General features: G+C 72.6%; 8 protein-coding genes. 1 reads left to right on the top strand and 7 read right to left on the bottom strand.

All coding sequences use genetic code 11. The features are described 5' to 3' along the window. Both ACFYR0_RS32285 and ACFYR0_RS32280 read right to left on the bottom strand, forming a co-directional pair. Positions 1-514, bottom strand: a 514-nt coding sequence (locus tag ACFYR0_RS32285) for a maltotransferase domain-containing protein (RefSeq protein WP_389336081.1), incomplete at its 3' end; no start/stop codon positions are given. Between the two features lie 225 nt (positions 515-739). Next, the gene (locus ACFYR0_RS32280; protein ID WP_389336078.1) at positions 740-1,057 is read right to left on the bottom strand and encodes a S8 family serine peptidase; all 318 of its coding nucleotides are present in this window, start codon (positions 1,055-1,057) and stop codon (positions 740-742) included. A gap of 104 nt (positions 1,058-1,161) precedes the next feature. Here ACFYR0_RS32280 and glgP point away from each other — a divergent pair, with 104 nt between their 5' ends. Continuing rightward, the gene (gene glgP / locus ACFYR0_RS32275; RefSeq protein ID WP_389336075.1) at positions 1,162-3,780 is read left to right on the top strand and encodes an alpha-glucan family phosphorylase; all 2,619 of its coding nucleotides are present in this window, start codon (positions 1,162-1,164) and stop codon (positions 3,778-3,780) included. Positions 3,781-3,786: 6 nt separating this feature from the next. On the opposite strand, the gene ACFYR0_RS32270 is transcribed toward glgP, so the two are convergent. The 5 genes from ACFYR0_RS32270 to ACFYR0_RS32250 form a co-directional block, all read right to left on the bottom strand. Then, on the bottom strand, positions 3,787-4,290 hold the full coding sequence (locus ACFYR0_RS32270) for a DUF1990 family protein (RefSeq protein WP_389336072.1): 504 nt from the start codon (positions 4,288-4,290) through the stop codon (positions 3,787-3,789). Positions 4,291-4,350: 60 nt separating this feature from the next. Continuing rightward, positions 4,351-6,012, bottom strand: coding sequence for a M4 family metallopeptidase (locus ACFYR0_RS32265; RefSeq protein WP_389336069.1), 1,662 nt, complete (start codon positions 6,010-6,012; stop codon positions 4,351-4,353). A 222-nt stretch (positions 6,013-6,234) separates the two neighbouring features. Then, entirely contained in the window at positions 6,235-8,277 is a 2,043-nt protein-coding gene (locus ACFYR0_RS32260; RefSeq protein ID WP_389336066.1) for a M4 family metallopeptidase, read from the bottom strand. A gap of 263 nt (positions 8,278-8,540) precedes the next feature. Beyond that, positions 8,541-10,328 carry an ABC transporter ATP-binding protein gene (locus tag ACFYR0_RS32255; RefSeq protein ID WP_389336063.1) on the bottom strand — a complete coding sequence of 596 codons (1,788 nt, stop codon included), beginning with the start codon at positions 10,326-10,328 and terminating at the stop codon, positions 8,541-8,543. Next, complete coding sequence (locus tag ACFYR0_RS32250; RefSeq protein WP_389336090.1) at positions 10,325-12,430, bottom strand: ABC transporter transmembrane domain-containing protein; 2,106 nt, start codon at positions 12,428-12,430, stop codon at positions 10,325-10,327. Before ACFYR0_RS32250 ends, ACFYR0_RS32255 begins: the two co-directional genes overlap by 4 nt. Positions 12,431-12,441 lie beyond the last annotated feature (11 nt).

Below are 12,441 nucleotides of genomic sequence, written 5' to 3'. Positions count from 1 at the left end.
CCTCCTCCAGGACGAGGCCGGTGTCGATGCCCGCCGGGATCTTGATCCGCGCGTGGTGCCGCCAGGTGGCGACCGGGTCGCTCCAGGCCTCCACGGTGAACGTCCACGCGCCGGGCCGGTCCGCGACGACGGTGGCGCCCCAGCGGTCGGTACCGGGGGCGAGTTCACTCAGAGGAGTGAACGCGCCGGTCCGGCCGTCCGGACCGGTGAGCACGACATTGGCCGAAACGGCGTCATGTCCCTCACGGAAGACCGTCGCGGAGACCTCGAAGGCCTCACCGGTCACGGCCTTCGCGGGCCGGCGGCCCTGCTGCACGACCGGCCGGACGTCGAGGACGGGGATGCGTCCGACGGCCGTGGCGGCGCCTGTGGGTGCCGCCGGGGTCTGCGTGTGTCCCGGTGCGGGTGGTTCCGGGACCTTCGGGCCCGCGGGGGCGCGTGCGGCCCGCGGGCGTACGGGGGTCGGTTCGGTACTGGGCGTCGGGAGTGCCGACGTGTGGTGCTTGGCGGGCATCACCGCTCCTGTCCGCGTCAACGTGGGTGGGCGGATGGCTGGGGGAGTGGGTCCTGCGGGTGTACCTGCTGGTGTCCCTGCGACGGAACCGGTGAGGTGTACCGCAGGAGCCTTCCCACCCTATTCGGGTGGGCAATCCGGCACTTTGTTAACTACTCACGCGTATGTCTGCGCACAAGTCCGGCCCCGTTCCGGATGAACGGGGCCGGTCCCATGTGTCCGCCGCTACCGGCGCGGAAGGCGCAGAATTTTGTTCGGCGAGCCGGGTGCCCCTCCGGACACCCTGCCGGAAGCCACCCCGCCGGCCAAAGCCTTCGCGGCCGGAGCGGGTGAGGCTTTCGGATGTCCGGAAAGGAACACCGCCGCTGTCCCGGCCGCTTGCGACGCGGCCGTGGACGTACCGGAGAAAGTCACCCGCCCAGTGTCGTCGCTGCGCCGCGCGGACGTGATCGACACGCCGGGCGCGAACAGGTGGGGGCGTGGACCGTAGTTCGAGCGGACGGCCCGGGGGATGGAATCGGCCAAATCGGCGGAAGAGGTCATGGGCGAGAGGTCCAGCGAGGTCGGCACCGGCGCCGGTACCGTCGTACGGAACGTTGGGACGCACTTCGCCGTGCGGGCCCATTCACAACGCGCCGAGGTGGAATGTGAAGGCGATCCGTCGATTCACCGTCCGTCCCGTTCTCCCCGAACCCCTCCGCCCCCTGAGCGATCTGGCACGCAATCTGCGCTGGTCCTGGCACGCCGAGACCCGTGAGCTGTTCCAGTCGGTGGACCCCGAGCGGTGGGCCGCTTCGGACGGCGACCCCGTGCGGCTGCTCGGCGGGGTGCCGCCGCGGCGGCTGGCCGAACTCGCCCAGGACCGCCGGTTCCTGCGCCGCCTGAGAGCGGCCGTCGACGAACTGGGCGACTACGTCCGCGGCGACCGCTGGTACCAGGCGCAGCCCCCGGGACTGCCCGCCGCCGTGGCCTACTTCTCACCCGAGTTCGGAATCACGGCCGCCCTGCCGCAGTACTCCGGCGGGCTGGGCATCCTGGCCGGCGACCATCTGAAGGCGGCCAGCGACCTCGGCCTCCCGCTGATCGGGGTCGGCCTGCTCTACCGGCACGGCTACTTCCGCCAGACCCTCTCCCGCGACGGCTGGCAGCAGGAGCACTACCCCGTCCTCGACCCCAACGAGCTCCCGCTCGCCCTGCTGGAGGAGCCCGACGGCACCCCCGCGCAGCTCTCCCTGGCCCTGCCCGGCGGCCGCGCGCTGCACGCCCGGATCTGGCTCGCCCAGGTCGGCCGTATCCCGCTGCTGCTGCTCGACTCCGACGTGGAGGAGAACGACCTCGGCGAACGCGGCGTCACCGACCGGCTCTACGGCGGCGGCAGCGAGCACCGGCTGCTCCAGGAGATGCTCCTCGGCATAGGAGGAGTCCGGGCCGTGCGCACCTACTGCCGGCTCACCGGGCACGCCGAGCCGGAGGTGTTCCACACCAACGAGGGGCACGCCGGGTTCCTCGGTCTGGAGCGCATCGCCGAACTCTGCGACCGGGGGCTGGACTTCGACTCCGCCCTGGAGGCGGCGCGGGCCGGCACGGTCTTCACCACGCACACACCCGTGCCGGCGGGCATCGACCGCTTCGACCGGGAGCTGGTCGCCCGGCACTTCGGCCCGGACGCCGAACTCCCCCGCATCGACGTCGAGCGCGTCCTGCGCCTCGGCATGGAGACCTATCCGGGCGGCGAGCCGAACCTGTTCAACATGGCCGTGATGGGCCTGCGACTGGCCCAGCGCGCCAACGGCGTCTCCCTGCTCCACGGCAACGTCAGCCGGGAGATGTTCTCCGGCCTGTGGCCCGGCTTCGACGCCGACGAGGTGCCCATCACCTCCGTCACCAACGGCGTGCACGCCCCGACCTGGGTCGCCCCCGAGGTGCTGCGCCTCGGCGCCCGCAAGGCCGGCGCCCAGCGCACCGAGGACGCGCTCGCCGTCGGCGACATGGACCGCTGGGACGCCGTCACCGACGCCTCCGACCAGGACGTCTGGGAGCTGCGGCGCTCCCTGCGCGAACAGCTCGTCACCGAGGTGCGCTCCCGGCTGCGGGCGTCCTGGCGGCAGCGCGGGGCGGGCACGGCGGAGCTGGGCTGGATCGACCAGGTCCTCGACCCGGACGTCCTCACCATCGGGTTCGCCCGCCGCGTCCCGTCGTACAAGCGCCTCACGCTGATGCTGCGGGACCGCGACCGGCTGATGGATCTGCTGCTGCACCCCGAGCGGCCGGTGCAGATCGTCGTCGCGGGCAAGGCGCACCCGGCGGACGACGGAGGCAAGCGGCTGATCCAGGAACTGGTCCGGTTCGCCGACGACCCGCGGGTGCGCCACCGCATCGTCTTCCTGCCCGACTACGGCATGGCGATGGCGCAGAAGCTCTACCCCGGCTGCGACATCTGGCTGAACAACCCGCTGCGCCCGCTGGAGGCCTGCGGCACCAGCGGGATGAAGGCCGCCCTCAACGGCTGTCTCAACCTCTCGGTCCTGGACGGCTGGTGGGACGAGTGGTTCCAGCCCGACTTCGGCTGGGCGATCCCCACCGCGGACGGCGCCGGGACCGACGTGGACCACCGCGACGACATCGAGGCCGCCGCCCTCTACGACCTGCTGGAGCAGCGCGTCACCCCGCGCTTCTACGAGCGCGGCCGCGGCGGGCTGCCCGAGCGCTGGATCGAGATGGTCCGCCAGACCCTCACCCTGCTCGGCCCGAAGGTGCTGGCCGGCCGGATGGTCCGGGAGTACGTGGAGCGGCTGTACGCCCCGGCCGCCCACGCCCACCGCGCGATGGACCCCGACTCGGCCCGTGAACTGGCCTCCTGGAAGGCCAGGTTGCGCGCCTCCTGGCACGCGGTGGCGGTCGACCACGTGGAGACCTCCACGTCCGTGACGACCGCCGAGCTGGGCTCCACCCTCACCCTCAGGGTGCGGCTGCGGCTCGGCGACCTCGGTCCGGACGACGTCGAGGTGCAGGCCGTCTCGGGCCGGGTGGACGCCGAGGACCGGCTCACCGACGCCTCGGCGGTGCCCCTCAAGCCGGGCGGCGGCCCGGACCTGGAGGGCAACTGGTGCTACGAGGGCCCGCTCGCCCTCGACCGCACCGGTCCGTTCGGCTACACGGTCCGCATCCTGCCGTCCCACCGGCTGCTGGCGTCCAGCGCGGAACCGGGCCTGATGGCGACGCCCTCGGAGGACGTGGTGGAAGGAGCGGGCGTACTGCTGCGGTGACGTGCCCTACTCGGACTCGGAGCACAGCGCGCGCAGCACCTTTCCGCACCTGCGGGCGTAGGCGTGCTGGAATCCTCGTGCGGCGGGACCGCCCGCGCGGGAGTACCACCTGGCCGGCCGGCTGAAGGCGGACACCGTGAGCCACACGGTGCCGTCGCCGGTGCGGTCGACGACGAAGGACTCCTCGCCGCACTCGGGGTGGCCCGGCAGGGTGCCGTAGGCCCAGCCGGCCCGGCGGGGCTCGTCGACGGTCCACACCACGCGGCAGGGCGCCTTGATCACCCCGGCGAGGGTGATGGTCACGTCACCGCCCTCGACAGCGCGCTCGGCGTCGGCCTGTACGCCGACGCCGAGCGCCCTGTGCATCTCCCAGGTGCGGACCGCCTCCGCGGCCCGCCGGAACACCGCCTCGCCCTCCCCGATCCGGGTACGGACGTGCAGCGGATGGAAGCCGGGCGGGCAGTAGCCGTCACGACGCGTCGCGCCGACCTCGTCATAGGTGAAGGACATGCCGCCCTACCCTAGAGCGGGGGCGGCCGGCGCCGACAGCCGCCCACGCCCGTCGGCGGGTCAGCTGACGTTGACCGCCGCCCAGGCCGCCGCCACCGTGGAGTACTCCGTGCTGGAGGACCCGTACAGGGCGGAGGCCGCGCTCAGGGTCGCCGTGCGGGCGCCCTTGTAGTTGGTCGTCGACGTCATGTAGGTCGTCAGGGCCTTGTACCAGATCGCGGCGGCCTTGGAGCGCCCGATCCCGGTGACCGTGGAGCCGTTGTACGTCGGCGAGCTGTAGGTCACGCCGTTGACCGTCTTCGTGCCGCTGCCCTCGCTGAGCAGGTAGAAGAAGTGGTTCGCCGGGCCGGAGGAGTAGTGCACGTCGAGGCCGCCCAGCGACGAGGACCAGTAGTCGGCCGAGGAGCCGTCCTTGCTGGGCTTGTCCATGTAACGCAGCGGCGTGCCGTCGCCGTTGATGTCGATCTCCTCGCCGATGAGGTAGTCGCCCTGGTCGGAGGAGTTCGCGGCGTAGAACTCCACGGCGGTGCCGAAGATGTCGGAGGTCGCCTCGTTCAACCCGCCGGACTCACCGCTGTAGTTGAGGCGCGCGGTGTTGGCGGTGACGCCGTGGGTCATCTCGTGGCCGGCCACGTCGATGGAGGTGAGCGGCTTGAGGTTGCCCGTGCCGTCGCCGTAGGTCATGCAGAAGCAGCTGTCCGACCAGAAGGCGTTGACGTAGGCGTTGCCGTAGTGGACCCGGGAGTAGGCCGCGACACCGTTGTTCTTGATGCCGTTGCGGCCGAAGGAGTTCTTGTAGAAGTCCCAGGTGACCTGGGCGCCGTAGGCGGCGTCGACGGCCGCGGTCTGGCTGGTGGAGGAGCTGGACGCGGTGCCGGTGCCCCAGGTGTCGTCCGCGTCGGTGAACAGCGTGCCGGCCGAGGAGGACGTGGAGCGGGCCTTGTTGTACGTCTTGTGGCCGCCGCGGGAGGTGTCGGTGAGCTGGTACGTCGAGCCCGACAGGGACGTGCCGAGGGTGACCGTGCCGGAGTACTGGCTCTTGCCGGTGCCGGTCTCGACGCCCTGGTACTCGTAGAGCTTCTTGCCGGTGGCGGCGTCGGTGACGACGTGCAGTTCGTTGGGGGTGCCGTCGTCCTGGAGGCCGCCGACGACGGTCTCGTAGGCGAGGGCCGGCCTGCCGGTCGCGGCCCAGATCACCTTGCGGGGCGCGCCGGAGGCGTCGGCGCGGCTGCCGCCGAGGGCCTTGGCGCGGCCGACCGCCTGCTTCTCGGCGGCCGTCGAGGCGATCTCGGGGGTGAGGTCGGCGACCTCGATGGCGGCCCTGACCGCCTTGGTGACGCCTTCGGTTCTGCCGGCCGCGTCCTCGTGGACGACCAGGTCGCCGCCGAGGACGGGGAGTCCGGCGTAGGTGCGCTCGTAGCGGGTGTGCAGGCTGCCGTCGGCGTCCTTGACGACGTCGCGGACGACCAGCTTCTCCCGGGCGCCGAGGCCTATCGCCCCGGCGGTCTCGGCCTTCTCGGCGTCGGCCTCGCGGATCAGCGCGGTGCGGCTCGCGGGGGAGAGTGCGAGCGGCGCGGCGGTGACGGCCGCGCGGCCGGAGTCGGCGGCGGGCTCGGCGGCGGCCTGGCCGCCGGTGAGTGCGGTGGTCAGCAGCGCCCCGGAGGCGACTGCGGTCGCGACGGCCAGGGTGGTGCGCTTGTGACGCGCGTAGCGGGGGGTCACACAGGCTCCTTGTTTCGTGGGGGAGTTGGTGCTTGTGCGGCGGTGGGGGAAGCCTGGCACTCATGGTGCGTACATGTCATGACCCCGGCTCGATCTTGACCTAAAACTTACTGTCCGGTAAACGTTTCCGGAATGTAAACGAACGCCTCTCGTGTCCGGAGACGGGGCGCCGCCCCGGTGGACGAACCACCGGGGCGGCGAAGGGGGTTGACGCGTTCCGGGTTACGGGAACGTCAGTCCCCAGCTGTTGATGTAGCCGGTGTCGACGGCCGCGTTGTCCTGGACCCGCAGCAGCCAGGTCCCGTTGGCGACCTCGGACGAGGCGTTCACCGTGTACGTGGTGTTGATGTTGTCGGCGCTGCCGCCGGTGCCGTACGCCTTCAGCGTGTAGGCCGTGCCGTCGGGCGCGACCAGCTGCACCTGGAGGTCACCGATGTAGGTGTGCACGATGTTCACCGGGACCTGGAGGTTGCTCGGCGCGTTGCCGGTACGGCCGGTGACGGTGATCGGCGAGGTGACCGCGGCACCGCGGTCCGGGATCGACACGTCGGCCGTGTTCTCGAACGTGGTGCCACCGCCGCCGCCACCGGAGCGGGAGCCGACCGCGACGGCCGCCCACGCGTCCTGGACCGCCTTGTACTCGGCGCTGGTGGTGCCGCCGTACAGCTCGCTGGCCACCGCGAGGGTGCCGGTACGGGCGCCCGCGTAGTTGGTGTTGGAGCTGAACTTGGTGGTGAGCGCCTTGAACCAGATCTGCTCCGCCTTGGCGCGGCCGATGCCCGTCACCGGAAGGCCGTCCGAGGTCGGCGAGTCGTAGGTGACACCGTTGATCGTCTTGGTGCCGCTGCCCTCGCTCAGCAGGTAGAAGAAGTGGTTCGCCGGGCCCGACGAGTAGTGCACGTCGATCGAGCCGATGCCGGAGTACCAGCTGTCCTTGGACGCGCCGTCCTTGCTCGGCTTGTCCATGTAACGCAGCGGCGTGCCGTCGCCGTTGATGTTGATCTCCTCGCCGATGAGGTAGTCACCGACGTCGGAGGAGTTGTTGGCGTAGAACTCCACCGTGGAGCCGAAGATGTCGGAGGTGGCCTCGTTGAGACCGCCCGACTCGCCGCTGTAGACCAGCTTCGCGGTCACCGAGGTCAGACCGTGGCTCATCTCGTGCGCGGCCACGTCGATGGAGGTGAGCGGGTTGGCGTTGCCCGACCCGTCGCCGTAGGTCATGCAGAAGCAGCTGTCCGACCAGAACGCGTTGACGTAGTTGTTGCCGTAGTGGACCCGGGAGTACGCGCCGACACCGTCGCCGCGGATACCGCTGCGGCCGTGCACGTTCTTGTAGTAGTCCCAGGTCAGCGCCGCGCCGTAGTGGGCGTCGGCGCCGGCCGACTCCAGGTTCGACGGGGTGCCGTTGCCCCAGACGTCGTCGGGCCCGGAGAACAGCGTTCCGGTGCCGGACGTGCCGCGGTTGAGGTTGTACGTCTTGTGGCCGCCGCGCGCCCCGTCGGTGAGGTTGTACGTCGAGCCCGACTGGGTCGTGCCGAGCGTCACCGTGCCGCTGTAGACCGTGTTGCCGGTGCCGGTCTCGATGCCCTGCCACTCGTACAGCTTGGCGCCGGAGGTGGCGTCGGTGACGACGTGCAGTTCCTGCGGGGTGCCGTCGTGCTGGAGGCCGCCGACGACCGTCTCGTAGGCCAGGGCCGGCTTGCCGGTCGCGGCCCAGATCACCTTGCGCGGGGCGCGGTTGACGTCCGCGCCCTTGGCGCGCTCGGCCTTCGCGGCGCCCAGCGCCTGCTTCTCGGCGCGCTCCGCGGCGACGGACGGCGTGAGGGAGGCGACCTCGATGGCCGCCCGGGTCGCCTTCACGACACCCTCGCGCGAGCCGTCCTTCGCGGTCGCGACGATCAGGTCGCCGCCGAGGACGGGCAGGCCGGCGTAGGTGCGCTCGTAGCGGGTGTGCACCGTGCCGTCGCGGTCCTGGACCACGTCACGGACGACCAGCTTCTCCTTGGCGCCGAGGCCCAGGCCGCGGGCGGTGTCCGCCTTGCCGGCGTTCGCCTCGCTCAGCAGCTCGGCGCGCGCGGCCGGGCTGAGCTTGGCCGGAAGGGCGCCGGGGTTCACCTTGCCGGCGGCCGGGCGGGCCGTCTGCGGCGCAGCGGAGGCGGCACCCGCCTGGACGGCGGCGGCCAGAAGCGCGGAGACGCCGACGAGGGCGACGGCCGCGGCCTTGCGGGTGTGGGAGGTGCGTCTGTGGGAGGAACTGCTTCTCAACACTGACTCCTTCTGCGGGCCGCGGGTCGCGCGGCCAGGGGAGACCGGATGGCGGGTGGGCCCTCCGGGCAGAACGGGGTGGTGCGTGAAACCACGTGCGTGAAGAGCAGTGACCGGCCCCCCAGCGTGCGTTCGGCTGACTGTGGGGTTGCTGTGGGGTGGCCGTGGGAAGAGTGGCAGGAGATCGCATCGCCTGTCAGGAGCGCGTCAAGAGATTGGCCGGAAATCGTTCGTTGACCGGAGGTTCGCGTTCGATATGCGGACTATTCACCTGACTTGAAGGCGCCGTCGCCGACGGCCCCCGCGGTGCCCGGTTCCCCGTGCCAGGTCCGCCACAGCCGCGCGTACGGCCCGTCCGCCGCCACCAGCTCCTCGTGCGTGCCGAGTTCGGCGATCCGGCCGTCCTCCATCACCGCCACCCGGTCCGCGTCGTGCGCGGTGTGCAGCCGGTGCGCGACCGCGACGACGGTACGACCGTGCAGTACGGCCGCCAGGGCGCGTTCGGCGTGCCGGGCGGTCGCCGGGTCCAGCAGGGCCGTGGCCTCGTCCAGGATCAGCGTGTGCGGGTCGGCCAGCACGACCCGGGCGAGGGCCAACTGCTGGGCCCGCGGGCCGTCGACCCGGATACCCGAATCGCCCACCTCGGCGTCCAGTCCGCCGCACTCGCGCACCCAGGTCTCGGCGCCGACCGTGGCCAGAGCCCGCCACAGCGGGCCGTCCTCCGCGTCCGGCGCGGCGATCCGCAGATTGTCCCGAATCGTACCCAGGAAGACATGGTGGTCCTGGGTCACCAGCACCACCTGCCGCCGCAGCTGCTCGGGGTCCAGGGCCGCCACCGGCACCCCGCCGACCGTCACCGATCCCTCGGTCGGCGCGTCCACCCCCGCCAGCAGCCGGCTCAGCGTCGTCTTGCCCGCCCCCGACGGGCCCACCATCGCGAGCCGCTCGCCCGGGCGGATCGTCAGATCCACCCCGCGCAGGACCTCCTCACCGCGGCCGTAGGAGAACCGCACGCCGGAGACGTCGATACGGTCGTCCGCAGGAGCCGCCGCCCGCGCCTCGGCCGTACGCGGCGCCCCGGCCAGGCCCTCGACCCGGGCGAACGACGCGCCGCTGCTCTGCAGCTGCTCGACCCGCATCAGGATCTCGTCGAGCGGCGCGCTGAACTGCTGGAGGTACACGGCCGCCGCCACCACCGAGCCCAGGCTCAGCATCCCGTGCGTGTGCAGCACACCGCCGATCAGCAGGACGCCGGCGACCGGGAGGACGTAGGACACCTCCACCACCGGGAAGAACACCGTGCGCAGCCACAGCGTGTGGAAGCGGCGGCGCCGGGACTCCGCGAGCGCCTCCCGGCTCGCCGTGATCCGCCGCCGCTGGAGCCGGAACGCCTCCACCGTGCGGGCCCCGGCCGCGGTGGCCGCGAGGATCTCGGCGACCTCGGAACCGGCCGCGCCCTCGGCGAGATAGCCGTCCCGGGCCCGGCGCAGGTACCAGCGCAGCACCAGCCAGACCGGGAGGAGTCCGAACACGCCCACCGCGCCGAGCAGCGGGTCGACGGCGAACGTCGCGCCGAGCAGGAACAGCGCCTGTACGAGGTTGATCAGCAGGTCGGGGCCCGCGTCGCGCAGGGTGGTGCCGACCGCGGTCACGTCCGCCGTGCCGCGGGCCGTCAGATCGCCGGTGCCCGCGCGTTCCACCGCGGAGGCGGGCAGGGCGAGGACGCGGTCCACGAACTCCTCGCGCACCCGTGCGAGGGTCCGCTCCCCGAAGCGGTGGCCCACGTAGCGGGCCCAGCGGGCGAGCAGCAGCTGGGCCACCGAGCAGACCACGATGGCGAGCGCGAGGCGGTCCACCGCGCCGGTCCCGGAGCCGGCCCGGACCTCGTCGACGATCCGGCCCAGCAGCCAGGGGCCGGCCAGGCCCGCGGCGGCCGCGGCGGCGTTGAGGGCGACGACGACCGTGAACGCCCGGGTGTCGGCCCGGATCAGCCGCAGTGAGGCGCGGCGGACCTCGGCGGGTTCGGCGACGGGCAGTTGGGCCCGGCTCATCGCACGGCCTCCTCGGTGGCGGCGGTCTCCTCGACGGGGTTCGCGGCGGCCTCCTCGGCGGTCTCCTCGGTGGCGTCGCGGGACACCAGGGCCCGGTAGCCCGGTTCCTCGGCGAGCAGCCGGGCGTGGGTGCCGCTCGCCGCGACCTTGCCGTCGACGAGGTAGTGGACTGTGTCCGCCCGGTCCAGGACCAGGGGGGAGGTCGTGGTCACCACGGTGGTGCGGCCTGCGCGGCCGGTGCGGAGGCGGTCGGCGACCTGGGCTTCCGTGTGGGCGTCCAGGGCGGAGGTGGGTTCCACGGCGATGAGGACCTCCGGGTCGTGGAGGAGGGCCCTGGCCAGGCGGACGCGTTGGCGCTGGCCGCCGGAGAGGTTGGTCGCCTGGGCGTCGATCGGTGAGTCGAGGCCGGCGGGGAGGGCGTGGAGGATGTCCTCGGCGGCGGCGGTGTTCAGGGCGGTGTGGAGTCTCGCGTCCGGGAGTGCGTCTTGCTGTGGGCGTGGGTGCGCGGTTGGGGGTGCCTCTTGCTGTGGGCGTGGGTGCGCGGTTGGGGGTGCCTCTTGCTGTGGGTTCGCGGCTGACCGTGCGTCGTGGCTGGTCGCGCAGTTCCCCGCGCCCCTTTGGGGGGTTGGGCTGCTGGGCGGTGTGTCGTTCTGGCGTCCTGCGGCCGAGTCCGCGCCCTGCGGCGGAGCCGCTGGTCGGTACGGTCCCGCGCCCCTTTGGGGGTTGGGGGTGCTGGGCGGTGTTCTGCCCGGGTGGGGTGGGGTCGGTGCTGCGCCCTGCGGCGGAGCCGCTGGTCGGTACGGTCCCGCGCTCCTTGAGGGCGGTGTCCGGGCGTCGATCACGTCCCTCAGCGGGCCCGCGAACAGGTCCGCGTCCGGGGTGGCCAGGAGGATTCTGGATCTGATCTGGGCGAGGGGGATGTCGGAGAGGAGGATGTCGCCCCAGGTGGCCGCGGAGGGCTCGTAGCGGGCGAGGCGGTCGGTGACGGCCACGGCGTCCGCGGGGTGTTCCGCCGCGAGGGCGGTGAGGCGGCCGGGGCGTACCCGGACACCGGAGTCGGGGTCGTGCAGTACGGAGGGTTCCGCGGGCGCCGGGGTCGTGCCCGTGTCGGGATCGGGCTCCAGACGCAGCAGCCGTACGACGTGCCGGGCGGCCACCACACCGCGTCCGAGCTGGTAGCCGCACTCCAGGAGGAACGCCACCGGGCGCACCAGCACCGCCACGTAGCCGTACACGGCGACCAGCTCGCCGACGGTGATGGCGCCCTGGGCGGCCAGCCGGGCGGCTAGCCAGGTCACCACCGCCAGGAACAGCGTCGGCAGCCCGATGCCCAGCGCCTGCATCCAGCTGGTCACGGCCCCCACCCGGTAGCCCTGCTCGCGCAGCCGGGCCGAGTCCGCGCGGAAGGCCCGCGCGAACAGGTCCTTGCCGCCCAGGCCGTTGAGCACGCGCAGCCCGCCCGCGAGGTCGCCGATCCGGGCGGTGAGCACACCCTGCCGTTCCCGGTACTCCGTCTCGGTGCCCTGGAGCCGGCCCATCAGCGGACCGACGAGCACCACGAGGACCGGCACGCCGAGCAGCACCACCGCCGCGAGCTGCCCGGACACCGAAAGCAGCAGCCCGGCGACGACGCCGTAGGCGACCACCGCGCCGAACCCGGGCCCGACCACGGTGAGCGAGCCGCTGATCTGCGCCACGTCACCGACGCCGATCGTCATGACCTCGCCGGTCCCGATCCGCCGGGGCAGCGCGGCACCGAGCCGAACCGCGTGCCCCACGACGACCTTCACCGTGCGGAAGTTGGCGTCCATCCGCACCCGGGTCATCGTGCGGTGGCGCATGATGCCGAGCCAGGCGTTGAACGCCCCGGCCGCCACCAGCGCGCCCGTCCACACGGCCAGCGCGCCCAGGTCGCCCGGGACCAGGCCCTCGTCGACGGCCCGGGCCATCAGATACGGCGTCGCCGACAGCAGCACCATCCAGGCACTGCCCAGCACCGCCCCCGCCACCGACCGGCCCGGCTGGCGCAGCACCAGCCACCACAGATACCGCCAGCCGCCGCGGTGGTCGGGCGTGCCGGGGTCCTCGTACGCGTCGATCACCGGCCGTCGCC

Source organism: Streptomyces sp. NPDC005017 (assembly GCF_042873115.1).
Classification (GTDB): Bacteria; Actinomycetota; Actinomycetes; order Streptomycetales; family Streptomycetaceae; genus Streptomyces.
This window is presented reverse-complemented; position numbering and strand designations above follow the sequence as displayed.